This window comes from Enterococcus sp. 3C7_DIV0644, from assembly GCF_002141235.1.
GTDB classification, from domain to species: Bacteria; Bacillota; Bacilli; order Lactobacillales; family Enterococcaceae; genus Enterococcus_D; species Enterococcus_D entomosocium.
The window spans coordinates 2,003,211-2,028,379 of sequence record NZ_NGLK01000001.1 but is presented as its reverse complement, the minus strand read 5'-3'; the positions used below and the strand labels follow the sequence as shown (position 1 = coordinate 2,028,379).

30 protein-coding genes are annotated in these 25,169 nt (G+C 46.9%); all 30 read right to left on the bottom strand.

The features are described 5' to 3' along the window. Positions 1-17: 17 nt before the first annotated feature. The gene (locus A5877_RS09590) at positions 18-407 is read right to left on the bottom strand and encodes a chemotaxis protein CheW (protein ID WP_005232757.1); all 390 of its coding nucleotides are present in this window, start codon (positions 405-407) and stop codon (positions 18-20) included. 19 nt (positions 408-426) lie between these two features. After that, entirely contained in the window at positions 427-789 is a 363-nt protein-coding gene (locus A5877_RS09585) for a response regulator (protein ID WP_003129084.1), read from the bottom strand. A 14-nt stretch (positions 790-803) separates the two neighbouring features. Next, entirely contained in the window at positions 804-1,391 is a 588-nt protein-coding gene (locus A5877_RS09580; RefSeq protein WP_005226634.1) for a chemotaxis protein CheC, read from the bottom strand. Then, positions 1,388-3,439, bottom strand: a complete 2,052-nt coding sequence (locus A5877_RS09575) for a chemotaxis protein CheA (RefSeq protein WP_086316748.1) — start codon at positions 3,437-3,439, stop codon at positions 1,388-1,390. Before A5877_RS09575 ends, A5877_RS09580 begins: the two co-directional genes overlap by 4 nt. A 21-nt stretch (positions 3,440-3,460) precedes the next feature. Further along, positions 3,461-4,234 (bottom strand): protein-glutamate O-methyltransferase CheR, encoded by a 774-nt coding sequence (locus A5877_RS09570; RefSeq protein ID WP_005226631.1) that lies wholly within the window; start codon positions 4,232-4,234, stop codon positions 3,461-3,463. A 5-nt stretch (positions 4,235-4,239) separates the two neighbouring features. Next, entirely contained in the window at positions 4,240-5,250 is a 1,011-nt protein-coding gene (gene cheB / locus A5877_RS09565; RefSeq protein ID WP_061053560.1) for a chemotaxis-specific protein-glutamate methyltransferase CheB, read from the bottom strand. A 15-nt stretch (positions 5,251-5,265) separates the two neighbouring features. Further along, on the bottom strand, positions 5,266-5,775 hold the full coding sequence (locus A5877_RS09560; RefSeq protein ID WP_005226629.1) for a chemotaxis protein CheD: 510 nt from the start codon (positions 5,773-5,775) through the stop codon (positions 5,266-5,268). Continuing rightward, on the bottom strand, positions 5,747-6,250 hold the full coding sequence (locus A5877_RS09555) for a chemotaxis protein CheW (protein ID WP_086316747.1): 504 nt from the start codon (positions 6,248-6,250) through the stop codon (positions 5,747-5,749). Before A5877_RS09555 ends, A5877_RS09560 begins: the two co-directional genes overlap by 29 nt. A gap of 17 nt (positions 6,251-6,267) precedes the next feature. Beyond that, positions 6,268-7,563, bottom strand: a complete 1,296-nt coding sequence (locus A5877_RS09550) for a methyl-accepting chemotaxis protein (RefSeq protein ID WP_005226627.1) — start codon at positions 7,561-7,563, stop codon at positions 6,268-6,270. Between the two features lie 154 nt (positions 7,564-7,717). Then, on the bottom strand, positions 7,718-8,428 hold the full coding sequence (locus A5877_RS09545) for a cell division ATP-binding protein FtsE (RefSeq protein WP_005232774.1): 711 nt from the start codon (positions 8,426-8,428) through the stop codon (positions 7,718-7,720). A 12-nt stretch (positions 8,429-8,440) separates the two neighbouring features. Beyond that, positions 8,441-9,223, bottom strand: a complete 783-nt coding sequence (locus tag A5877_RS09540) for a flagellar hook-basal body protein (RefSeq protein ID WP_086316746.1) — start codon at positions 9,221-9,223, stop codon at positions 8,441-8,443. Positions 9,224-9,233: 10 nt separating this feature from the next. Beyond that, complete coding sequence (locus tag A5877_RS09535; protein ID WP_086316745.1) at positions 9,234-9,935, bottom strand: flagellar hook-basal body protein; 702 nt, start codon at positions 9,933-9,935, stop codon at positions 9,234-9,236. Continuing rightward, a complete protein-coding gene (locus A5877_RS09530; RefSeq protein WP_015508736.1) occupies positions 9,932-10,639 on the bottom strand; it encodes a sigma-70 family RNA polymerase sigma factor in 708 nt (235 codons plus the stop codon). The genes A5877_RS09535 and A5877_RS09530 overlap by 4 nt, the downstream gene beginning before the upstream one ends. Before the next feature lie 30 nt (positions 10,640-10,669). Beyond that, positions 10,670-12,745 (bottom strand): flagellar biosynthesis protein FlhA, encoded by a 2,076-nt coding sequence (gene flhA, locus A5877_RS09525; protein WP_061053555.1) that lies wholly within the window; start codon positions 12,743-12,745, stop codon positions 10,670-10,672. Positions 12,746-12,764: 19 nt separating this feature from the next. Beyond that, entirely contained in the window at positions 12,765-13,832 is a 1,068-nt protein-coding gene (locus A5877_RS09520) for a flagellar biosynthesis protein FlhB (protein WP_005232780.1), read from the bottom strand. Between the two features lie 30 nt (positions 13,833-13,862). Continuing rightward, positions 13,863-14,612: a flagellar biosynthetic protein FliR gene (gene fliR, locus A5877_RS09515; protein WP_016619533.1), complete on the bottom strand. Its 750-nt coding sequence runs from the start codon at positions 14,610-14,612 to the stop codon at positions 13,863-13,865. Between the two features lie 12 nt (positions 14,613-14,624). Beyond that, positions 14,625-14,888, bottom strand: coding sequence for a flagellar biosynthesis protein FliQ (gene fliQ / locus A5877_RS09510; protein WP_005232782.1), 264 nt, complete (start codon positions 14,886-14,888; stop codon positions 14,625-14,627). 25 nt (positions 14,889-14,913) lie between these two features. Then, positions 14,914-15,678 (bottom strand): flagellar type III secretion system pore protein FliP, encoded by a 765-nt coding sequence (fliP, locus tag A5877_RS09505; RefSeq protein ID WP_005232783.1) that lies wholly within the window; start codon positions 15,676-15,678, stop codon positions 14,914-14,916. After that, positions 15,675-16,040 (bottom strand): flagellar biosynthetic protein FliO, encoded by a 366-nt coding sequence (locus tag A5877_RS09500; protein ID WP_008376622.1) that lies wholly within the window; start codon positions 16,038-16,040, stop codon positions 15,675-15,677. Before A5877_RS09500 ends, fliP begins: the two co-directional genes overlap by 4 nt. A gap of 14 nt (positions 16,041-16,054) precedes the next feature. Then, positions 16,055-16,558 (bottom strand): flagellar basal body-associated protein FliL, encoded by a 504-nt coding sequence (gene fliL, locus A5877_RS09495; RefSeq protein ID WP_008376623.1) that lies wholly within the window; start codon positions 16,556-16,558, stop codon positions 16,055-16,057. 11 nt (positions 16,559-16,569) lie between these two features. Beyond that, positions 16,570-16,767, bottom strand: coding sequence for a flagellar FlbD family protein (locus tag A5877_RS09490; protein WP_005226609.1), 198 nt, complete (start codon positions 16,765-16,767; stop codon positions 16,570-16,572). Positions 16,768-16,802: 35 nt separating this feature from the next. Then, positions 16,803-17,699: a flagellar hook-basal body complex protein gene (locus A5877_RS09485; protein WP_005232786.1), complete on the bottom strand. Its 897-nt coding sequence runs from the start codon at positions 17,697-17,699 to the stop codon at positions 16,803-16,805. Positions 17,700-17,777: 78 nt separating this feature from the next. Further along, positions 17,778-18,140, bottom strand: coding sequence for a hypothetical protein (locus A5877_RS09480; protein ID WP_005232787.1), 363 nt, complete (start codon positions 18,138-18,140; stop codon positions 17,778-17,780). After that, positions 18,137-18,568 carry a flagellar hook capping FlgD N-terminal domain-containing protein gene (locus A5877_RS09475; RefSeq protein WP_003129052.1) on the bottom strand — a complete coding sequence of 144 codons (432 nt, stop codon included), beginning with the start codon at positions 18,566-18,568 and terminating at the stop codon, positions 18,137-18,139. The genes A5877_RS09480 and A5877_RS09475 overlap by 4 nt, the downstream gene beginning before the upstream one ends. Before the next feature lie 12 nt (positions 18,569-18,580). Further along, positions 18,581-19,918 carry a flagellar hook-length control protein FliK gene (locus tag A5877_RS09470; RefSeq protein WP_086316744.1) on the bottom strand — a complete coding sequence of 446 codons (1,338 nt, stop codon included), beginning with the start codon at positions 19,916-19,918 and terminating at the stop codon, positions 18,581-18,583. 64 nt (positions 19,919-19,982) lie between these two features. After that, positions 19,983-20,402 (bottom strand): flagellar export protein FliJ, encoded by a 420-nt coding sequence (fliJ, locus tag A5877_RS09465; protein WP_005232789.1) that lies wholly within the window; start codon positions 20,400-20,402, stop codon positions 19,983-19,985. Positions 20,403-20,424: 22 nt separating this feature from the next. Next, entirely contained in the window at positions 20,425-21,777 is a 1,353-nt protein-coding gene (fliI, locus tag A5877_RS09460) for a flagellar protein export ATPase FliI (protein ID WP_008376625.1), read from the bottom strand. Continuing rightward, the gene (locus A5877_RS09455; protein ID WP_016619529.1) at positions 21,774-22,532 is read right to left on the bottom strand and encodes a hypothetical protein; all 759 of its coding nucleotides are present in this window, start codon (positions 22,530-22,532) and stop codon (positions 21,774-21,776) included. Before A5877_RS09455 ends, fliI begins: the two co-directional genes overlap by 4 nt. Then, positions 22,516-23,520, bottom strand: a complete 1,005-nt coding sequence (gene fliG, locus A5877_RS09450) for a flagellar motor switch protein FliG (protein ID WP_005226586.1) — start codon at positions 23,518-23,520, stop codon at positions 22,516-22,518. Before fliG ends, A5877_RS09455 begins: the two co-directional genes overlap by 17 nt. A gap of 10 nt (positions 23,521-23,530) precedes the next feature. After that, complete coding sequence (gene fliF, locus A5877_RS09445) at positions 23,531-25,153, bottom strand: flagellar basal-body MS-ring/collar protein FliF (protein ID WP_051154592.1); 1,623 nt, start codon at positions 25,151-25,153, stop codon at positions 23,531-23,533. Positions 25,154-25,169 lie beyond the last annotated feature (16 nt).

Sequence of the window (25,169 nt, the reverse complement as noted above, 5' to 3'; positions counted from 1 at the left end):
ACTAATCCCCCATTTTTTTAAAAAATCATGTGATCGATTTGAATCACACTGGCTACTTTTTCACCGATCGTCACGACCCCAACGGCATGTTCTGTCTCTTGATTGCCCAGTTGGATATCGTCTTCAGTGATATCAAGTACTTCAATTACTTCTTCTACGAGGACCCCTTTGGTCTCCTCTTGCTTCTTCATGATCAATATGTTTTTTTCGTAGGCTGGTTCCATGATGGGAATCAATTTTGCCAAACGAATCACCGTTACGACAGACCCCCGCAGATTGATCAACCCTTCCACCCACTCTGGTGCTAAGGGCACCTTCGTAAAGGAAGGGGCATCAATGACCTCGTCCACCGAGTCCGCCGAGATCAAATAGTACTGCTGGGCCATTTTGAAAAGAATCATCTGCATGTCGCTATCCTCCTAGGCATTAGGCAAAGGCTTTGTCGATGGCAGTGATTACGCGGTCCGTGTCAAAGGGCTTCACGATAAAGTCCACCGCACCGGCGCGAATCGCATCCATCACCATTCCTTGTTGCCCCATAGCACTGCACATCACGACTTTCGCCTGCGCATCAAACGTGCGGATCATTTTTAATGCCTCTAAGCCGTCCACTTCTGGCATCGTGATATCCATAGTCACTAAGTCTGGTGTCGTTGCTTGGTATTTTTCAAAAGCCTCTTGGCCATTTTGGGCTTCCCCCACGACTTCATAGCCGTTTTTTTCTAAAATATCCTTTAATTTCATGCGCATAAATACCGCATCATCCACGATCAATACTTTTTTTGACATTGTATTTGCCCCTTTCAAATTCCTAATGAATCAAATATGTTTTCTAGTACACCGATTTCTGGAATCAAAAATAACGATGCCTCTAATGTTTCTTTGGCGTAGACGAACTCATTACGAATCACCATCACCTGCTCATCATACTGGGCCATCGCCAGATAGATGGAGCTGATCGCTGCGCCAAAGAAATCATAACTGGCGCTTGGTAAAGACGCACTCAGCTGGGTTTCCAACAGTTGCCCGATCGCGATCAAAAAAGAATTGGTGAGGATGTTGGTCAACTCGTTGATGACCGATTGCTTCAACTCTTCTGACGGATCGCTTTCTTGGATCATCAACTGACGCAATTTTGCGGCGGATTCATCCGTTAAGACAAACAAGAAGATCCCCCGAAACGCCCCTTCGATCTGGCTCATCACCACATGGACTTCTTTGTCTTCCGCCATGATCTGCTGATACAGGTCCTCATACGCTAGAATCTCGACTTCCGGTACCCGCATGTCGATCGGTTGTTGGACGAGCTTTGATAAACTCGTCGCAGCGTGACCACCGCCGATATTGATCAGTTCTTTTAGGCCATCGATCTGCAGCGCTGTATAACTCATAAGCGGTCATCCTTTTTTTCCTGACAGATGGCATGAATGTCTAAGATCAGTGCAATCGAGCCGTTACCCATAATCGTTGCTCCTTGATAGCGATTCAGCTTTTGCAGCAGCGGATCGATTTTCTTGATGACGATTTCTTGCTGGCCGATCAGTTCATCTGCCAAAATGCCGTGAAATTGCTGGTCATTGTTGACGATGATGGCGAATTTTTTCTCAGATGGATCGCCTTCGATCGCTAAGAGTTGATCGGTCCGAACCAAGGGAATCAACTCCTCTTGAAAACGATAGACCTCATCCGAGACCGTCTGGATGATCTCTTCTTCTTTGACCATCACCACGCGTTCGACGAGATTTAATGGGATCGCAAAGGTTTCTGCTCCGACGCGAACCATCAACGCTTGAATGATCGACAGAGTCAATGGCAATTTGATCACAAACTGCGTGCCTTTATTTGGCTGACTCTTCATTTCGATCGTGCCCCCTAGTTGGGTGATCTTCGATTGCACGGCATCCATCCCGACACCGCGCCCTGAAATGTTGGTCACTTCTTGCGCCGTTGAAAAACCAGGATGGAAAATCAGCTGCTGCAACGCTTCATCGGAAAGACCTTCCGTTGCTAAGCCTTTCTTTTCAGCACTTGCTTTGATTACTTGCGGATCAAGGCCTTTGCCATCATCCTCTAAAGTAATGATCACGCGATTGCCTTCTTGGTAGGCCGCCAAGCGAATCGTGCCCTTGCGCGGTTTGCCCAGTTTTTCCCGAACATCGGGTGCTTCGATGCCGTGATCGACAGAATTACGCAATAGATGGACCAGAGGTTCACTCAACTCAGAAACCACTGTTTTATCCAATTCCGTTTCTTCCCCAAAAATGACAAGTTCCATCTCCTTTTGCAGTTCATTGGATAAGTCCCGAACCATTCGCGGAAAGCGACTAAAGACGACATTGACTTGCTGCATGCGGATCCGCAAGACCAAATCTTGCAGCTCAGAGGTCAATCGTGAAACTTGCTCTAAGGGGTCTTTGACTGCTTCGATGTTTTCCCGCTCACTGACATCCTCTAATTGATTGCGATAGACCACTAATTCGGACACGAGATCTAAGAATGAATCTAAGCGATTCAAGTCGACTCGGATCGATTGATTTTGGGCGGACGCATGATGCGCGGGCGCCGGCGATTTTTCTTTCGTTTCTGTTGTCGCTTGCTGAAGAGCAGAAGTCTCTGACTCTTGGGTCGGCACTGGTTGAAGCAGCTCTTCTGCCTCCTCCAACACAGCAGCTGAAGGATCAAACGGTGCCACCACAAAGGCTTCGATCTCACTATTGCTGGCGATGTTTTGCTCGACATCAGCCAGTGTTTGCTGCGTCAAATACAGCAGTGAAAAATCTGATTCAAAGGTGCCTTCTTCGAGTGTTTGGGCATCTGGTTCTGTATAGAGAACATCCCCTGCTTGACCCAGCTTTTCCATGATCAAGAAGGCACGAGCGCCTTTTAACATGGATTGGGCATCTAAGCGAACAGCAATTTGGACCGCTTGATAGCCATCTCCAGCCGCTTGCTCGATCACATACAGATCAGAAGGATCGATCTGTTGAAGCTGTGGGGTTAATGCGCCCACTGCGGTGGGTTTTTGACTTGCTTCTGTCTCGGTTGGTAGGCCGCCAGAATGTTCCGTTTGGTCAAGTTCGGCCAATAAATCGGCAATTTGAGCTGGCTGCAGGTCGCGTTCTTCCCGCAAGTCCTCCACAAGTTCTGACAGGCGATCCAGACATTTGAAAATCAATGAGATCGATTGCTGGGTCACTTGCAAGGTCCCTGTTTTAAATAACTCAAAAATATTTTCCATTTTATGGGTCAGCTGCGTCATGACGTCATAGCCCATCGTTGCCGCCATCCCTTTAAGGGTATGGGCAGAACGGAAAATATCATTCAGCAAGGCGCTATCTTTTGGATCGTTTTCCAATTGCAAGACATGATCATTCAACTGTGCTAAATGATCGTCTGTTTCTTCAAAGAAAAGGGTACGATAGACACTATTGTCATCCAAATGGGTCCCTCCTTTACAAAATTATACTTTTTGATAGATAAACGAATCGATTTTCTTGAGACCGAATTGTTCCGCAAAATTGATCGTTTCTGTCGCTCCCGTAAACAAAATGCCCCCTGGGACCAATGCATCGCTGAATTTTTGATAGACGGCATCCCGAGCATCACTTTTGAAATAAATCGTCACATTGCGGCAAACGATCACATCAAAAGGCCCATTGTACGGGTCTTTCAAAAGATCGTGTTGCTTAAAATGAACTCGCCGTTTGATTTCTGGTTTGATTTGAAACTGGTTCTTTTCTTTTGCATCAAAAAAACGGGTACGTTCTGCCGCTGAGACATTCCGCAATTCGTGGTCTCGATAGAGTCCTTGCTTGGCTTTTGCCAAAATTTGCGTATCGATATCAGTGGCCAAGACATTGGCTGCGGCAATTTGGTTTTTTTCTAGCAGCATGGCGATCGTATAGGGTTCTGCCCCAATCGAACATGCGGCACTCCAAATTTTTGGCAGCGTGGTTTTCGGGAGAACAATGGTTTTCAAGACGCGTTCAAAGGCGTCAAACAGTTCTTTGTTGCGATAAAATTCCGTTACGTTAATGGTGATATGGGCTAAAAAAGCCGCCCGCACCCCGTCATCTCCTTCGATCAATTGCTGGTATTCCCTCAACGTTTTTGCCCCGCTGTTTTCCATGATCGTAAGGATGCGGCGCTGCATTTGATTTTCTTTGTATGCGGCTAAGGGAATCCCTAATCGGCGATCCACCCACGCATTAAATAAGGCAAATTCTTCTTCCATCTTCTTCACCTGACCATCTGTGCAATTTTTGCTTCAATGCCCTGCAACGGCAGGACTTCATCCACGACTCCTTGTTCAATGGCATACCGCGGCATCCCAAAGACTGTACACGTTTCTTTGTCTTGAACGATCGTATAGCCCCCAGCCGCTTGGATCTGTCGTAAGCCAGCGGTGCCGTCTTTTCCCATCCCCGTCAAAACCACTGCCGCTAGTTGCGGGCCATAGTAGTCAGCAGCTGAGGAAAAAAGATAATCGACGGTTGGCCGCGTCCCATGACGTTTTTCTCGCTGGTCCAGCTGCAAGTGCCCTTGTTTGACCGTCATGTGGTAATCCCCTGGACAAAGATACACTTGATTTTCGATCCGCATGCCATCGACTGCTTCTTGTACTCGGACGGTTGTCTCTGTGTCTAAGCGCTTTGCAAAGGAAGCCGTAAATCCCGCAGGCATATGCTGAACAATCAAAATGGGACAACGCAAACGCGCAGGCAAACGGCGGATTATCCCCAGCAAGGCACGCGGTCCGCCTGTTGAAGCACCAATGACTAGCGCATCAAGTGATACCGGCAAGCTGTTTTGCGTCAGCTTAGTGGGCTGGGCAATCGTTGGCATCAGGGTTTGAACCGTGCCGGCTTCATGATCCATCGCCAAAATCTTTTGATGAAATTCAGCGATCCATTCTTTTTCGATCATCGATAGACTGACCGGTTTTTCGACAAAATCTCGGGCGCCTAGCGCCAATGCCTCAATCGTGGTTTCTTGATTGGTTAATGAACTAAGCATGATGACGGGAATGGCTGATTGCTGTTTCATCCTCCGCAAGGTCTCTAATCCATTCATCACAGGCATCTCCACATCCATTACTACCAAATCGATCGCTTCTTTGGTCAGATAGTCCAATGCTTGTTTGCCATTGCGGGCAGCGACGGTCACTTCGATATCAGGCAGCTGATTCAATAAATCTGTCACTACTTTCCGCATGAATGCCGAATCATCGACGATCATTACTTTTTTCATATCCCTGTACTCCTTTTACAAATAAACGATTTCTTGTTTGACTTGCCGAACCATGGTCTTGAAATCCTGAAGATCTACGATCATCGTTCGACCAGCGCTGCCGCCAACATGTTTGGCTACGATCGGAATGTTTAGCCGAGCCAAGACTTCCTCGACGGCTTCAATATTGCGCTGACCAATGTTGCTGGCAGCGTTAAGCGTCTGGAACTGAAACATATTGGCGCCCCCAACGATTTTCGCTTGAAAGCGAGGCCGACGGATCTTTTGTTCCAGCTCAGCCACCATCGCTGGCAATGCCAAATCCGCAAACTTCTCGGGCTTGATTTCCCGCTTGTGCAAAAAAGGCTGACTATCTGGCAGCATAATATGACTCAAGCCGCCGATATGACTGGCTTCATCGTAAATGATCGTGCCGATGCAAGAACCTAAACCCACCGTGATCAAACGCGTTGGCGCTTGGGCGATCTTATACTCCGAGATCCCCACATGCAGTTCCTCATTCACGGTCATCATTGTCATCGTCATTGGCGGCTGCCAATTCCTCTGTCTGATAGGCGTCTAACTCAGCCGTCATCTCAGCGGCTTGTTCATAGCTAAAAAGAAACGGCAGCACCAATGCCAGCACAAGTTCATCGTCTTTTTTCAGAAAGGCTTCGATATAGTTTTGCTTGAGTCCTGACGTATTTAATTCCGCATTGCTAGGACTTTCAATTAGCGGTAAAATGCCGACGATCTCTTCCACGTATAGGCCGATCGCCTGCTCTTGCCAGTGACACAACAAGACCACATTTTGCCCAGTTTCCGGTGTAAATTCATCAAACAGCTTTTTGCGGATGTCAATGATCGGCACCATCGCCTCTTCAAAAGGCTGGATCCCCAGCACGAAATCTGCCACTTCTGGCAGCTGTGTAAAAGGAGCAGCCTCAATGACCCGTACCACATAGTCGATACGCAAGGCAAAGAGTTGTTGATGACTTTTAAATACAACGTATTGTTCCATTGGCGTCACTGCTCCTTTTAGAATTTGAAACTATCCACTTGGAATTTAAGGATAGTGGCGATCGTTTCGATCTCTTGCACATTCCGTTCAAAGTCTTCGATGACTAAGTAGAAGTCTTCTAAGTTTGCCGTTACTTCTTGGGTGCCGGCAGAGGTTTCCGAAACAGCAGCCGAAATGTTGCTGACGGAAACTTGAACCATGTCTTTTTTCTCAACGATCCCGGTAATATGGGCTTCCACGGCTTGAATACTTGAAACCAATTTTTCGACAATATCAGAGATCTCATTGGCTGACTCGATCGCTTTGTTGATATTGTTGGTTTGTTTTTCGCCGCTTTCAAAGGAATCCGTCACTGCAGAGACCACTTTTTCCGATTTTTTGCGGATCGTTTCAATGATCGAACGAATGCTTTTCGTTGATTGACTGCTTTGTTCCGCCAAGCTGCGGACTTCTTCCGCAACGATGGCAAACCCTCGGCCCGCTTCTCCAGCTCGAGCTGCTTCGATGGATGCATTCAATGCCAGTAAGTTGGTCTGATCAGAAATGTCATTGATCAGCTGAACGATCTTACCGATGCTTTGGACATCTTCGTTCATGTCGTTCATGCTTTCTACTAATTCTGCTTGGTTTTGCCGTTCGATCTCCCAGCTTTCAAATACATGGAACATCATTTCTGAATTGTGGACATTGCTGCTTTGGGATTGACCCACATAGCCATTCATCAATTCGATCTCTTTGTGGATCTCTTCGATACTTAAGGCTAGCTCGTCCATATCAAAGGAGGTTTGTTCCGCTTCGGAGGCTTGTGAACTAGTGGCATCTGCGATGGCATTCATCGTCTGACGCACATTTTCAATTGAATTTTTGGCATTTTTTGAGGTTGTTGTTAGGCCGCCTACCATTTTTTCCATTCGGCTGCTTTCTTCGTGCATACCAACGATCACCGCTTTGAAGGTGTTTAAAACCCCTTGAAAACGATTTTGAACTTGCCCAAAAAGAGAAGTCTGGTCGCTGCTGCCGATCTCATCGATATGCGACAGATCGCCAGAACCGACTGCTTCTAGTTCTGTCAATAACGTATCCATGCCCGAATGGGTCTCTTTTTTTACCAAATAGGTCATTCCTACTAACACTGCGATTTCTAGCAGCAGTACGATTACTGAAAAAATAAAGAAACTTTTTGCTGCTTGTCCGTCTCCGTGGGTGCGGATCACGAAGAAATAGCATCCTAATAATACGATCAGGGTAAATCCTAGCGGAATCAACGCCGCCAAGCGGATTTTTTTGATGATAGCTTGTACCTTCTTCTTCATAACAGTATCCTTTCCTATGCAAAATGATCAGTCGTGCTGTTTATCAAGATTCGCTCTTCACTTGATAATCGTTGGGTCACTCCTTCTTTATCCGATTATGAAAACAATCTTCTAGTTCTTTAATCGGATCTTTTGCTAGAAAAGTTAAGCATCTTCACCAGACATATGTATCTTTTGGATCAGCAAAGCGCGTATAGCCGCCTTGATATTCATCACGAACCAAGCGACCGTTTTGCAGCTCGACTACCCGATTACGGACCGTATTGACCATCGTGCTGTCGTGGGTCGCCAAGAGGATCGTGGCACCGACTTGATTGATCCGCAAGAGTAGTTTCATGACTTCAACGGCTGATTTCGCATCCAGATTGGCGGTGGGCTCATCGGCGATCAAGACTGCTGGCTCTGTGACGATCGCCCGCGCGATCGCTACTTTTTTGCGCTGTCCCACGGAAAGCTCTTCAGGATAGTGATCCTTTTGAGGAAACATACCCACCAGTTGCAGTGCTTTGGCGGTTTTTTCCTGACGCAGCTTACGGGGAGTGCCTAGTACTTGCAGCGCATAGTCAACGTTTTTGGCAACCGTCAGATAAGGAAGCAAAAGGTCTTCTTGTCCGACGATACCGACTTGTCGTCGAATCATATAGAGATGACGGTCTTTGAGTTGTTCCAACAAGACATTGCCGACTTGGATAGAACCGGCCGAAAGCTCTTCTTCTTTCAAGAGCAATTTGAATAATGTCGATTTGCCGGCACCACTGGGACCCACCACATAGATAAATTCTCCTTGAGGGATCGCAACAGAAATATCGGCCAATGCCAACGTACCATTGCTGAATTTTTTACTGACCTTGGTTAAGCGAATCATGTTCTTTCTCCTCTAATCTGTAAAACGATTGATCACGGACCACATCTCATCAGCAGTCTGCATGGCTTTCGTATTCAATCCATACGCACGCTGGGTCGTTAACAAGTCTGTCATGGACGTCGCTAGATCCACCGTCGACTGTTCTAACTGTCCTTGCAAGACGCTGCCAAAGGCTGCTGGATTGGTTTGCGAAGTAAGCAACGCTTGATCACCGGCACGGTACAGTTGGTTGCCCACTGGCGTGATGTTTTCTGTATTCGTCGGCTGATAAAGGGTCAGCTGCCCCAACACGCGAGTCTGACCATTTTCTTCCGTCGTCAGCTGACCGCTGGCATCTATTGCGATTTGCTGCGCATCTGGCCACTGAGGGGTTGGTACGTTTGTGGTCATTGCCACAGGGTACCCTTCACTATTGACTAATTGCTTGTTCTCACTTAAATGAAAATTGCCTGCTCGACTCAGCAGCAATTGACCAGTTTGGTCCCGGACCCCGAAAAAGCCGTTGCCTTGGATCGCGAGATCTAATGGCTGAGCAGTGCCCGCCAGATTGCCTTGGGCAAAACTGGTGGTCGTGGTTGCCTTCGCCCCCATTGACGCACCATATTGGGCGGCGTTGCCATTAAACAGCGTTTCTTCTGCACCGATGGCATTTTCCATCAATGCTTGAAAGTGCGTCGTTTGTGCTTGGTAGCCATTGGTATTGACGTTGGCAATATTGTTGGCTGTCGTGTCTAAGTTTGTCTGCAAATGATTCATCCCAGAACGGCTGATTCCTAATAATCCACTGATATTCATTGACTCATCCTCAAATCTTTCCTAATTCGTTGACCGCTTTTTGCAATGTCTGATTCGTTGAACTCAAGACTTTCTGATTGGCTTCAAATTCCCGAGAAGTCTGGATCATCGCCACCATTTCATCGGCAACCGCTACATTGGCTTGTTCTAAGGCACCTTGTTGGATCACTGGTGCATTCACCGTGGTTCCTGCTGCGTTGCTAGTCACGTAGTTTTGACCATCTGTAGTCAATGCTTCTTGGGGGAATGTTTGGATCTGAAAGTTCGCTGGTCCTAAGGCGCTGACTGCTTGTCCATTGGCACCCAAGACAAGATAGCCTTCTTGTGTCACGTATTGATTCTGCTGATTGACAGTAAAGTCGCCATTTCTCGTATACAACCGCTGACCCGCATTGTTTTGAACGACAAAGTAGCCTTCGGAAAGCAGTGCAAAATCACTGGCTTGTCCCGTCTGTTTGACAGCACCTTGGTCTTGACTGATGGTACTGCCTGCCAATTGGGTCCCTAAAGACAATCCACCGATGTCACGGCGGATATCCGCATTGGGCCCGCTTTGGTAATTATGCAATGCCACTTCGTCTAGCGTCGACTGGAATAAGGTTTTTGCTTGATACCCTGTTGTATTGACATTGGCAATATTGCCGCTCGTCGTCTCTTGTCGCTTTTGTAATAATGAAATGTTCCGTGATAAGACATCCAGTCCTCGAATCATGCCAGTTCCTCCTCAATCAATGTGCGCAATTTGGCAATCGTTTTGCCATGAATTTGTGAAACTCGCGGAATCGAGACTTCTAAGATTTCAGCGATTTCTTTTAACGTCAGTTCTTCGGTATAGTACAAACTTAAAATCAATTGTTCCCGTTCCCCTAATTTTTTGATGCACGCAACCAAAGCGGTGCGTTTTTCTTCGGCGACCAAGGTATCTTCGACATTCTCGGCAGGATCTCGAACCATATCTTTTAACGTCATGCCTTCTTCTTGGTAAGCAAACAAGGTATCTTCCAAAGAGACGCTGGCTAAGTAGTGCAGACTCTCATAAATATCCGCTAGTTGACTTTGGTTGATTCCCAACTGTTTGCAGATCTCGGTGTCGGTCGCTTCTCTTTTGAGGCTTTGCTCCAACTCTTGCCGCGCTTGATAAAACTGATTGACTGCCGCCATTTTGTAACGGGAGATTTTGGCGTGCTTGCGTACTTCATCAATGATAGCCCCTTTGATGCGAATCGCTGCATAGCTTTCAAAAGGAACTTTTTTTGAGGGATCGAATTTCCGCAAGGCATCCATCAGCCCAATCACCCCAATATTGTAGAGATCGCCTGATTCATAATCGGCGGTTTTGATAGACAGGCGCTGAACCACCCGTTCCACTAGCGGCAGATACTTGATGATCTCCGCTTCTCGATCGACTTCATACATCGGCGATGCCCCTTCCTAAGAAAATTCTGCTTAAATGTCAATACTGCCCACCGTTTCGATCGCAATTTCATTGGGAATCTCATTCAGAGAAAGAACGGCGATATCTGGGAAATTAAAAACGATCATTTTTTTGAATGCTAACCGGATCTTAGGCGATGCCAGAATCACGAAATTGATATTTTGAGCGATCGCTGCATGTTGGATCCCACTGATGGAATCCAACAGCTTGGTCACGGTATCTGGTTTTAAGACCGGGTACGAGCCAGTTGCGGTTTTTTGGATACTTTGAGCGATGATTTCTTCTAGTTTCGGCTGGATCACCGCCACTTGCAGCTCGTGGTTCTCATTGGCATACTTGGCAGCGATCGTCCGTTTCAATGCTTGGCGGACATATTCTGTCAAAACTTCTACGTCTTTCGTGACAACGCCGTAATCGGCTAAAGTTTCTAAGATCGTTGCTAAGTCATTGATGGGAATTTGCTCATCCAATAAATTTTGTAAAACTTTTTGGACCTCGCCGAGCCGTAAAATATCGGGGATCAATTCATCGATCACGACATTGTACTGCTCTTTGATGCCCTCCAATAATTTCTTGACTTCTTGGCGACCTAACAGCTCTGGTGCATGGGCATAGATGATTTCTTTTAAGTGTGTTGCGATCACGGTCAACGGCTCGATAATCGTAAACCCTTGCAGATCCGCCATCTCCTTATCGGATTCATCGATCCACATAGCATCCAGATGAAAGGCTGGTTCTTTTGTTGCGATTCCTTGAAAAGGAAACGGCTCTTCATTCGGACTGATCACCATGACTTTATTCGGGTAAATATCGCCGCGGCCGACTTCGTTGCCGCGGATCTTGATCACGTAATCGTTGGCATCCAAATAGAGATTGTCGCGAATACGAACGGGACTGACTAAGATCCCTAATTCTCTAGCACTCTGTTTACGGATCGCCACGATGCGGTTCATCAAGCTGTTGTCGATCGAACGATCCACGATAGGGATCAGACCATAACCGATTTCCACTGAGATTGGTTCCACTTGGAAGGAAGCCACGGAATCGTCTTCTTCCTGTGCTTCTTTTTTGCGTTCCAGTGCCAATTTTTGTTCCCATTGTTTTTGTTCCACTCGCTGCTTTTCTTCTTTTTGCGTCACCAGAAAGCTGGCTGCGAAAAGGCCTAAGCCAATCAACACAAAAGGCACAAAAGGAAACCCAGGAACTAAGGCTAAGACGAAGAGAATCGCCCCCACGATCCGAAACAGTTGGGGATTACGCATCACATCTGCCGCAATATCCAAACCAAAGGAACTATCGTTATCAGAACGAGTCACGATCACCCCAGAAGCAATCGAAATCAATAAAGAGGGAATCGAGCTGACCAAGCCATCCCCGATCGCCAGTTTCCCGAATTGGGCGAAGGCTTCCATGACGGTCATTTGTCCCCCCATGGAGAAAATGATCGCCCCGCCGACTAAATTGATGACAGTGATCAAGATCCCTGCGATCGCATCCCCTTTGACAAACTTGCTGGCACCATCCATCGAACCAAAGAAATCAGCTTCTCGCTGCAGATCTTTTCGTCGTTTGCGGGCATCCGCTTCCGTGATCAAACCGGCATTTAGGTCGGAATCGATCGCCATTTGCTTGCCGGGCATCGCATCCAATGTGAATCGAGCAGTCACCTCTGAGACACGCCCTGCACCATTGGTCACGACGACTAGCTGAACGACCATGATGATCACGAACAAAATGATCCCCACGATATAATTGCTGCCGGCAACGACATTGGCAAAGGCATCGATCACGTGTCCGCCATTTCCTTGGGTCAAGATCAAACGAGTGGAAGATAGGTTCAAACCTAAACGAAACATCGTTGTGATCAGCAGCAAGGTTGGAAACGTAGTGAATTCCAACACTGATTTGGTAAACAGGGTGATCAGTAAAATGTTGATCGCAATCGTCAAATTGATAATGATCAAAATATCTAATAATGCACTCGGTAATGGAATAATAATCAAACCAATAATAGCTAGGACGATCACCGAGATTAAGATATCCGCCAGACCAATGCCTTTTTTCGGTTTTGAGGCAGCCTCATTCATTTTTGTTCCTCCTGTTTCCTTAAATCTTGCCGCGTTGGCTTTCTTCTAACTGATAGACCAAAGCGATGATTTCGGCAATGGCTTCATACATTTCAACAGGGATCAGATCCCCGGGTTCTACTTGACGATAAAGGGCCCGTGCCACTTCACGGTTTTCGATCTGTGGGATATTTTCTTTCAGGGCTTCTGCTTTCATCCGCTGCGCCAGCTGATCTGCCCCTTTGGCCAAGACCCGAGGCACCCCTTCACTGCTGGCATCGTAACGAATCGCAATGGCGAAGTGGGTCGGATTGGTGATCAAAACCGTCGCTTCTTTGACGTTGGCGATGGCATTTTGGGTCATCGCACGGTACTTCGCTTTGCGCTGTGCTTTGACTTGCGGATCACCTTCCATTTGCTTGAACTCTTCTTTGACTTCCTGCTTGCTCATCATCAAGTTCTTACGATGGCTATAGCGCTGGTAGCCGTAGTCGACTACGGCTAAAATGATCAAGAAAATCGAAATCTGTAAAAACAATTCTTTGGCCCGCAGCAGCATGAACAGGATCGTTTTTTCCAACCCCACTTCACTCAAACCCAGTAAAACAGGGACGGCGGCTAAAAATTGTTGATAGCACAAGTAGACGATCACGCCGAATTTCGCCAATGTTTTGCCTAAATTCATCAACGAGCGCAAACTGAATTGCTGCTTGATCCCGCTGATGGGGTTCAGCTTTTTAAAATCTGGTTTGATGGCCTTGCCGGAAAACAACAGACCGACTTGGGCATAATTCGTGATAAGCCCGACTCCGAGCGCAACCAGAAAGACGGGCGCACACAACAAAAGCAGCAGCAAGATACTCTGCACCCCCAGTTTTGGCAGATCCGCCAAACTGGTTTGATAATCAGCCAGCTGCGCCAAACTTTGGGAAAAATAAGGCAAAAAAGAAGCGGCGAAAAACTGCCATAAAGACAGGATCAAAAATGAGAAGACCAGCAGCGAAACAGCAGCTGCTAATTCCTGGGTCTTAGGTACCTCCCCGCGTTTGCGGGCATCCCGCAGCCGCTTGGCACTGGGTAGCTCGGTTTTGCCATCTTTTTCTGCCATCTTCTCACCTCCTGCTGGCTGCCTGTTACTTTATTGAAAGGACTCGATAAACTCCTGCAAGTAGCGGACCGTATCTGGCAAGTGTTTGCCTAAGTACGAAAGGACATTGGGTAATAGCAAGAGAAACACCACAAAACTGATGGCAGTTTTCATCGAGAGACTCATCATCAAAATATTGATCTGGGGGATCGAACGAGAGATCACACCTAGCACGAGGTCCACCAACAGCAGCGCAATGATCATTGGTGCCGCAAGATTGACTGCCATTACCATCATTTGGCTGAAAAGTTTGACGATGCCTTCAACCGTCGTGCCTTGGATCACCACAGAGCCTAAGGGCACGATCCGAAAAGACAACAGCAGTGCTGTGATCAGTCGATGATGCAGATCAAGACCAAAAAACACAGCGATCGTCAGCCAATAGTACGTTTTGCCATACTGGGAAGAGGCGATTTGCAACGTCGGATCATAGGCTTGCGCCATCGAAAAGCCTACTTGAAAGTCGATCAATTGGCCCGCAATTTCCACACCGGTAAAGACCAGCTGGCTCAAATAGCCCATCGCCATCCCAAACAGTACTTCTTTGATGACGAAAACCGTCAGCATAAAGAGGGAAAGCTCGGGAATCGCAGGTGCCGTCGGCAGACATAGGACCGTCAACGCCATGCCAATCACGATTTTTGCCAGTGACGGAAAATTTTGCTGTGAGAAGATCGGACAAAGGACGACAAACGCCAATATTCGACAAAAAATCAACACCGTCGCTTGAATCGTCGCCATCAGGTTTCCTCCTTACATTGCCGCAATCATTTTGAAGATCATTTCGGTAAAATTCAACAAGAGATTCAGCATAAAATTTCCCGCTAAGATCAAAGTCAAAAAAATCGCTAATAGTTTCGGCACAAAGCTCAACGTTTGTTCTTGGATTTGGGTAGTGGCTTGAAAAATACTGATCACCAATCCAACGAGCATGCCGACCAATAAGGCGGGGCCAGATATCGCTAGAATTCGAAGAAAGGCTTCCCTTAGCACATCAAGTACCATTTCTACTGTCATTTCCTCTTGGCTCCTTTCTTAGCGGCTATTGAAAGCTCTTGATCAGCGACTCCACGATCAGATACCAGCCATCCACTAAAACAAAAAGTAAGATCTTGAAGGGCAGTGAGATCATGATCGGCGACAGCATCATCATCCCCATCGACATCAAGATACTAGAGACGACCAGATCAATGATCAAAAAGGGGATAAAAATCAAAAAGCCGATACTGAAAGCCGTTCGTAACTCACTGATAATAAACGCCGGTACCATAACGGTCAGAGGAACATCGTCAGAAGAATGATACTTTTCGGTCTCCCCATCAGCTTCCGCAAACAAGGCAATGTCTTTTTCCCGTGTCTGTACCATCATAAAGGCCTTGATCCGTTTTTCTGAGCGGTCAAAGGCTTCGGCTTGGCTGATCTCTTGTCGATCAAACGGTTCAATCGCTTGCTGGTAGACGTCGGTATACACAGGTTTCATAATAAAAAATGTCAAGAATAAGGCCAACCCGATCAACACTTGATTGGGCGGGTTTTGCTGTGTACCTAACGAACTGCGCACAAAGGACAAAACCATGATGATACGAGTAAAAGAAGTCATCATGATCAGCAAGACTGGTAAAAGGGAAAGCAGCGTCAGCAACAAGAAAGTATTGATCGTATCACTTGATCCATTCCCATTCGACAATAAATTGTTGATGGTGGAACTGACGTCTTCCGTGTCTAGCGCAAATGCCGTCTGCGGAAGCATCAGACTGCTGAAAAGGACCGCAGCCATGATCTTGATATCTCTGCCTTTGATCTTCATTTTTGCTTGCCTCGTTTTCCAGCAATTTCCGCCTTGGCTTTGTTTAGCCATTCAGAAAAATCTTTGCCAGCTTGCACTTGGGTGCTTTCTAGGCTTTGCTGTAAAAAAGCGGCCGTTTCTTCTTGCGTCAACTCTTTGATGATCTGATTTTGCTGTTCAGAAAAGCTCATGACGTAACATTTGTCCATGATTTGGACGATCCCGATCGAAGACGACTTGCTGACGGCGATTTTTTGCAAAATACGCAACTGATGATTGTGCTGGTTCGTGTAACGATTCAAATATTTCAAACTAATGTTGATCAAATAAAGAATAAGCAGCAAAAACCCAATCATTTTGACCAGCGATAAAAATGTTTCCATCAACATGCCTCTTTCTATTGGATCACTAAATCCGTCACATAAACATCCTTGGCGATTTCTGATCCGTATTCCTGATTAATTGTTTCTTTCAATGCTTTTTTTAAATTCGGTACACTTTCGGCGGAGCTCAAAATACCGCTGGCCTTTTGTTGGCGCAATAAGTTTACGACGCTGTCACGAATGACAGCCACATTTTTCGTGGCTTCCGCGCTTTTTTCCTCATCCGCCACTAAAATCGATAAATTGACCTTCATGTATTGCTGCTCTTGGTTGTCTTCTTTTGCCAGATTGACTAAAAATTCATCCAATGCCACGATCGCTTCGTCTGAGGAGATTTTGCTGCTGTCTTTTGCTGTTTCAGCAGCTGCTGTTTTTTCCCCCGTCAAAAAGTGATTCGTCACTAAGGTTCCGCCGATACTGCCGCCGACTACCACGATCAAGAGGATCGGCAGTAAAACAACCATGTTCAAGCCTTTTTTCTCTTTTTCTGCTTTTGGTACTTTTTCTTCTTTTGCCATCTTTCCCACCCTTACGTTTTCACTTGGTTCGAATGGATCACCGTATGATACTCGATCACCCGCTGCGCAACTTCTTGCGCAGCTTCCGTCACCACTAAGGTTTTGCCGTCTGTCAGTGTGATCAATGTATCCGGCATTTCTTCGATCCGATAAATCAATGTTGGATTTAAATAGAATGGCTTGCCATTCAATGCGGTCACTAGAATCATGGTCAAACTCCTCTCAACGATGAAGCGTCACGTTCTTAACGTTTTAGATTCAATAATTCTTGCAGCATTTCATCAGAAGTCGTAATACTTCTTGAATTTGCTTGATAGGCACGGCTCGCAATGATCATTTCGGTAAATTCTGTCGAAAGATCGACATTCGACATTTCCAAGGCACCTGCTTGCAGCGTTCCCGCTCCATTATTGCCGGGGCCTGCAACGATCGCATTTCCTGAGTTGCTGGTTTGGATATAGTTGTTGCCGCCGACTTTTTCTAAGCCTTCTGGGTTATTGAAGGTTGCGACACCGACTTTTCCCATCACAAAGGTTTGATTGCCGTATTTTGCCAACACTAAGCCATTGGCATCGATTGCCATGGAGTTATAGGTCAAGGTTTCCCCATTGACGGTCAGTGTGCTTGGGATCGACAAGGGAGATACCGCACCTTGTCCGCTCAATGCCGTGTTTTCATCAAAGTTGTCATCATAGACAACTGGTTGACCGCCATTGACTGAACGACCTAAGACTTGCATCCCATCACTATTGGTCAAGGTTCCGTTGCTGTCGCGAACAAATGCGCCATCTCGTGTGTAATAGGTTTCGCCATTTGCTCCTGGTCCTTGTACCATAAAGTAGCCTTGTCCGCTGATATAAAAATCCATGCTGCGACCAGTCGATTGCGGGGCACCGACTGTATTGATGGTATCGATGGAGCCCGTCTGAACCCCTAAACCGATCTGCGTTGCATTGATCCCGCCTAAGCCGTTGCCTGGTGCAGTTGCGTTAGACATCGTTTGGCTCATCATGTCTTGGAAAAGGACTCTACTTGATTTGAACCCGACAGTATTGACGTTGGCGATATTATTTGAAACCACGTCCATTTTCGTTTGAAGATTTTTCATTCCACTGACACCTGAATATAATGATCGTAACATGCTTATTTTCCTCCTTATGGTTGGCGTATTTTCCTCTGTCATTCAGAAAATACTTGCAGCCCCTTTTCAGTCCAGCTGCTATTTGATAAATGTGGCGCTGTCAATATTGGTGACGGTGTGAAGCTCATTCATCCCCATCGCCGTAATGATGGTTCGTGAATGGACATCGGCGATCAAGCCCATATCTTTGTAAACAAGCAGTGATTCTTTGCTGCCTTTTTCCGCTAGCTCGCTAAGCGCCGTTGAAAGGGATTGGTAATCATCGTCTTGTAAGGTCAATTCCCTTGCGGTCAAACGCTTTTGCGCATGGTGCGAGACTTTGATGTCGTTTTGTTTTTGTTCAAGCATTGAAGAGAAGGCTTGTTTGTCCACGGCTTTGCGGGGATTTTGATAAGGCTCCCCGGCAACTTTTTGCAGCCCCTGTTGAATCGTCAAACTCATTTTGCTTCGCCGCCAATCTCTTGGATCGCACTCATACTGTATTCTTTGCCATTTACGACGATCGTGGCGTAGCCATTGGCAAAGCGGACCTTTTCGATGGTTCCTGACAATGTTTCTGTGCCGTCCATCAGAGTGACTTGTTTATTGATCAAGCTAAAAGCTTGCTGCTGTTGCTGTAAAATCACCGAGGTCGTCAACGTTTCGCTCAATTCATTCAAGCTCTCTAAGGTCGTAAATTGAACCAGTTGCGAGATATAGTCGGTGCTACCACCACCAGAAGAATCGCTGCCTCCCATCGATGGGTTGCTCATAGATGCTGCTAAGATCTTCAAAAAATCATCCATGGAGATATCTGAAGATTTTTTTGTTTGCGTTAATGCCGATGTATTGGCAATACCGGCCGCAGCTGCTGTAATTTCATCTGCCATAGGTCTCCTCCTTTACACTAAAATACTGATCGCATGATCGATCGGTGCTAATTGCTGCTCTTCTTCAACCGTATTGCTTTGATGAAATGGCTTTTTGCTTTGTCCTTTTTGAGCCTGTAAAAAACGCTGTTGGTTTAACTGACTGTCACTTGCCATCATACTGCCGGCAAAGGATTGATTTGACAGCGGACCAGCCTGCTGGACAGAAGCTAACGTAGGTTCTTTGATTGCTAGGATCGGCTGCTCTTGCTTTTGCAAAACTTGCTCTAGCTCATGCTTGATGGACAGCAATAATTCTTTGGCTTGCGGCTGCTGAACGGTCAGTTCTAAGCGGCTGCCTTGGGCATTCGTTTCTAGAGAAAGCTGGATCGTGCCTAATTTCTCGGGAACGAATTGCAACGTGATTTTTTTCTCGCTTGACGTGCTGCTCGTTTGGACGAGTTGGGCAGTCGCTTTTGCTAAGGGCAGAGCCGCTTGCTCCATACTCGCTTTTGTTGGCGCTAGTCCTTGCTTGCTCAAAAGGGGAGAAACATCAAGCAGTTGCAGTGCTGGTGTCGCCATTTCATTGTCGGTTACTGCCGAAAAAGCAATGGCTTGTGCAGAAACAGCTTCCGTATTTTTGGCGACTGTTTCCTTCGTGCTTTGCAAGGTGCTAGTCGTATCCGTCGCTTGGTGGGTCACTGGCGACACTTGATCCAATGGTCCCGTTTGGCCCAATTGAGCGGTCCCTTCGGTGGACTGTTTCAGCTGTGCTTCTGTCGTCTGCGCAATCGCGGCTTTTGTTACTGAATCGATTTCCTTGAAAGTCGCGATCCCTTTTGCCGTGGACTGCTCTTCGCCTACTAAGTCTTCTGGCAAAGGCGTTTCAAGCGTTGGTGCTGCGGCTTCACTTCTGTCATTTGTCATCAAATCCAGACCTTCAAGCGTAGACTCGGAGGGGGCGATGACTGTGGTGGCTACGTCTATTGGTGCTAAAGCTGCTGTGGCGCTTGTTTGGTTCTGCTCCGTCGTTACCATTGATGCCTGTGCCGCTTCCTGAACCAAGCCTGCAAAAGGTGTCTGGCTGATCTGGCTCATTTCTGGCGCTTGCGTCGTTGCAGATTGTTCAGCTGCTGAAGTGATTTCTGACTCCTGCGGCAGATGTTCCATACTGCTGGCCGTACCCATTTCTGGTGCGGCGGCGATTTGCTCCGTCATCCCTGATGTTTCGATAGGGGCTGGCAGGTTGCTGCCTGCTTGAACTGTCAGCTGTCGCATCATCAAACTGAAGACCTCTGGTGACGCCTCCATCTTTTTTGATTTGCTACCGACAGGTACAGCGGTTGCGGCACTTGTTGTGATCTCTTTCATTGTTCACCTCCTCTCAGCTGATGCTTTAAAACCAAGGTCATCTCATCACTAAAACATTAGTTCTTTAAGAAAATAAGGCGCGATTGCCGAACTCATCCAATTGTTTTTGCTCTTCCAATTGCTGTTCATAGGTGTATTCAGCAAATTGTTTTTCTCGCAGTTTTTCCACGATCTTGCGTTCCTGCTGCGCTTCTACCACTACCGATAAAGACTCTGCCAATTCTTGCTTCACGTGAAACATTTTGTTCTGAACCTCATCGATGGTGGCATTCAAAGCAAGCAAATAGCGTTGCTGCACTTGCATCCGCCCAATGGTCATTTCATTGACATCAAAAAGCTGGGCTTTTTCCTGTGCCAGCGTGTTCAGGTGCTGTTCTTGCTGAATCAACAATTGCTGTTTTTGGGCGTACGCTCGTTTGGCTTCTTGCTCAATGGTTTTTCGGTGATCCAATACTTTTTCTAAGGAAAAGTGAAATGCTTGCATGGTTGCTCCTTTATGATCTGTTTTACATGGTCGAACGCTGGCGCTCGATCAGCGCTTCTTCACTGAACAAATGCGCCAATTCAAAAATCGTTTGTTCAAATGGGATCCGCTCATCCACTTTTTGCTGTAAAAACCGTAGGATGGGGTGATGCAACGCGATCGCTTGGTCGGTCAACGCATTACTGCCGCTTTTGTAAGCACCGATATCGATCAAATCCTTGGCCTCTGCATAAACGGCCATGTTTTCTTTTAGTTCCCCCGCATGTTCATGCTGTTCCTCAGAAACGAGGGTCTTCATCAAACGGCTGAGGCTGTTTTGAATATCGATGGCAGGATAATGATTTTGAGCGGCGATTTTCCGTGACAACAGAATATGACCGTCAAGAATCCCCCGCACCGCATCAGCGATCGGTTCATTCATGTCATCACCTTCTACCAAGACGGTATAAAAGGCAGTGATCGAGCCTTTGTCAGACATCCCACTGCGCTCTAACAACTTCGGTAAAGCTGTAAACACAGAAGGGGTATAGCCTTTGGTCGTCGGTGGTTCACCTGTTGATAAACCGATCTCCCGCTGCGCCATCGCAAAACGGGTCACCGAATCCATCATCAATACGACTTTCTTGCCTTGATCGCGGTAATACTCAGCGATCGCCGTTGCCACATGAGCCCCTTTTAGTCGTACAAGGGGTGGCATATCGGAGGTAGCACAGACAACGACCGACTTGCGGTAGCCTTCTGGGCCTAGATCATTTTCAATAAATTCTTTGACTTCTCGTCCTCGCTCGCCGATCAAGCCGATCACGATGACATCTGCTTCGCAATAACGAGCCAGCATCCCCAATAAGGTACTCTTACCGACCCCGCTACCAGCAAAAATGCCGATCCGTTGGCCAAGGCCGACGGTCAAGAGACCATCGATCGCCCGGACACCTGTCGGCATGATCTCAGCGATTTTTTGACGACGAAAGGGGTCAGGAGAATCTTGACTAACTGGATATTCTGACGCAGTTTCCAGATCCAGCGCCATATCTAACGGTCGCCCTAGTCCATCTAAGGTGTGCCCTAGCAGCGTATCATCGATTTTTACCGTCAACGATTTGCCAGTTGGCCGCACTAAACAGCCCGGTCCGATGCCTTCTAGCTGATCAAGGGGCATCAGGAGCACGGTTTTTTTCACAAAGCCCACGACTTCGGCTAAAGCTGTATGTGTCTTGTTTTGCAGTGCGACTTCACAGATTTCTCCTATGAAAACCGACAACCCTTCGACTTTGATCAGCAGACCTACGACTTCGCTGACTTTGCCGTAAGTGGTAAAGAACGGCTGTGCTTGCGCTGTTTTGCGCAGCGCTGTGATCGGTAATTCAAACGTCATTCCTTCACACTGCTTTCTAGAAATTGGCTCAAAAAGCGAGCGATTTCTTCCCTCAGTTCAAAAACCACCAAGGCATTTTCAGATTCGATACAAAAATCGTGTTCCGCCAAGCTATCATCTGCCATGAGTAAATAGCGAAACCCGCTGATCGTCTGTTTTTTGGTTTCCAACAATTCTCGCAACCCTGCAAGATGCTGCTCTTGGCTGCGAATAGTCACAAATTGATCGGGTTGTTCAAATTGCCATAGCACAGACTCCACAAAAGGCAGAAAGCCTGCTTGCTCGTCTGTAAAACGTTGATTGATCAAGGCTTCGGCGATTGCCGTGCCGTAAGCGATCATTTCTTGCTTTTTCTCTGAGCGAAAGGTGTTGATTTCAGAAACGGCTTCAGCGACATTGGCTTGGGCTTGTGTCATCAATGCTTGCGCGGCTTCTTTGCTGGCATTGAGTCCTTCTTGATAGCCTTGTTGAAAGCCGTCTGCTTGTCCTGCTTGAAAGCCTTCCGTTCTCGCTTCTGCTAGAATTTGCGCCGCTTGCGCTTGTGCATCGGTCAAGATTTGCTGTTTCAAGGCTTCCATTTGCTGCAGATGCCGTTCCTGCTCCAACTGGCGTGCACGTCTAGCCGCTTGCAGTTCTGGGTCTAAGCTCGGTTTCTCAATCGGCGCTTTGATGGTCGTATCCGTCAAAATACTGCGCGCAGCTTCAGTCGTTTTGACCGCCTGCTGCTTCAATAAACTGCTATTTGACCACTGCATCTTGGTCGCCCCTTCCGATGTAGATCTCACCGGTTTCATCTAGCCGTCGAATCACAGCCACCACACTTTGTTGGGCTTCTTCTACAGCAGACAAGCGGGTAGGACCCATAAATTGAATTTCTTCTTGCAGATTTTCCACCGCCCGTGATGAGAGGTTGGAGAAAATAAAGTTCTTGATGTCGTCGGTCGTGCCTTTAAGCGCTAAGACTAAGACATCGTTTTGAACATCTCGCAAGACTTTTTGAACATCCAAGCGATCGAGGGTCACGATATCCTCGAAAGTAAACAAGCTGGATTTCACTTCGTTGGATAGTTCCGGTTGCCGCTTTTCCAAGTCGTTCAAAATGTTCTTTTCAGTACTGCGGCTGACTGAGTTCAAGATTTCTACCAGTGTATGCACACCACCGACATTTTCCGTATCGTTCTCAATGTAATTCGAGAATTTGTTCTCGATCACTTTTTCAATCCGTTCGATCACCAAAGGCGACGTACTGGAGATCGTCCCGATCCGTTCAGCGATCTCCACTTGCAAATGATCGGGAAACTGTGACAAGACGCTGGCCGCTTTGTCCGGCTGCATGTAGCACAAAATCAACGCTACCGTTTGTGGATGTTCGCCGATCAACAGATTGGTCAACTGTTGAACATCGGCTTTGCGAGCGATATTAAAGGGCCGTTCCCGCAGCTGAATCTGAGTCAATACGTCAATGACTTCTTTGGCTTTTTGAGGGCCTAATGCTTGGTTCAGCAAATTTTTGGCATAATCGATCCCGCCGTCTAAGACATATTTGCGGGCCGTTGCGGTATGAGAAAATTCCTCCAACACTTGATCCCGCTCTTCGGGACTGACAAAGTCGATGTTGGCGATCTCATAGCTCACTTTTTGTATAAATGATTCTGGCAGCAGCTTCATGATCTTTGCAGAGGTATCTGATCCTAGAGAAATCAGAAGAATCGCTGCTTTTTTTACCCCGTCTATTGTATCCATGGCTGCCCCCTTATTTTTCTTTCATCCAAGCTTTGATCAATTCCGCCGCTACTTCAGGATTGCTTTCGGCATAATTTCTAGCCGTTTGATCCAATGTTGGTTCTCCTGTATGTTCTGCTGTGGCTTCTTGTGTGGATGCTTCTGGCACCGCTGGTTTCGTTTCAGCAGACCGGTTACCGACACCGCCAAAAACGACTTCTTGTGCAACCGGGTTACTCGCTCCGATGCTAGCAGCGGATGGTTGTGCAAAAGTGACCATTTCATCCGTCACATCCACTTCCAACTCGTCTTCTTTGCGTCGGCGTCGGATCACGCCAACGATCATTAAGATCACCAAGAACAAGGTCAACACGATACCGCCGATGATGGCATACTTGACATAACCTTTGGCAGCTGCAATCTGTTCATTCCCTTGAGGATCAGCGGCTGGATCAACCTCTGCTTGGGCAAAGTCAAACCCTTGGATCGCAATTTGATCGCCACGATCATTGTCATAGCCGACGGCGCTAGCAATCAACTGCTGCAATTCTGCTTGATCAGCTTGCGAAAGGTTCGCATTGATCACGATTGAGCTGGTCATTCGTTCGATCATGCCAGGAGCCGTAATGGTCGTAGTGGTCTCGGTATCCAATTCATTTTCAACGGAACGACTGTAGGAATTGTTCCCCTCTCCATCCGTGCCCGTCACATTGGAGACATTGTCATCCACAGTCCCTGTTTGGGCTTCTTGGACAGTCTCTTGCGAACCAGCAGCCTGCACTGTTTCACTCTTGATCTCTGGGTCATCATAAGTGACTTTCTTCCGCTCGATCGAATCAAAATTCAAGTCTAAGTTGATCGACACTTGGAATTTGTCTGCACCATAGATCGGTGTCAGCAACTTCGCTACTTTTTCTTCTAGCGTTTTTTCATAGGAATCTTTGATGGCAATGTATTTATTGTTTAAGCCACTTAATTGACTGGCTTCATCTTCGGTTCTAGTCAACGTATTGCCCGCGCTATCAACGACTTTTACATTTTCAGGCTTCAGCTTTTCCACTGCGCCGGAAGTCAAGGTAACGATCCCTTGCACGGACTCGTCTGAGATTTGCTGATTTTTCAAGGACAACACGATAGAGGCCGTCGGCGCACTTTCCTCCGAAGAAAAGACACTTTCTTCTGGCATCACGAGTAAAACTTTGGCGGATTTGACCGCATCGATCGACTCGATTGCTCGCTGTAGTTCGCCCGTTACTGCCCGCTGATACATGATTTTGCGGTCTTCATCCGTTGTCATCATGTTGGCATCATCAAATAATTCAAAGCCTGTACTGGTATTTGGTAACTTATTGTCCACGGCAAGATTGATGCGGTATTCATCGACTTGGTCCTTATCGATCAAAATAGTCGTCCCATTGTCGGCTAATTTGTAGGCGATCTGCTGTTCATCCAAATCCTTGCTGATCGTTCCCGCATCGGCATCGCTTAGATCCGTAAACAAGATACCGTATTCAATTCGCGTATTTAAATAATAAACAGCTGCTGTGATTCCGAGAACGCTGATAACGGAAAGAACAACGATCATTTTCTTTAAAGAGCTTTGCATTTGCCAACGGTCTTTGAGTTGTTCTGTCCATTCTTTCACTTTATCCATCATTTATTCTTATTCC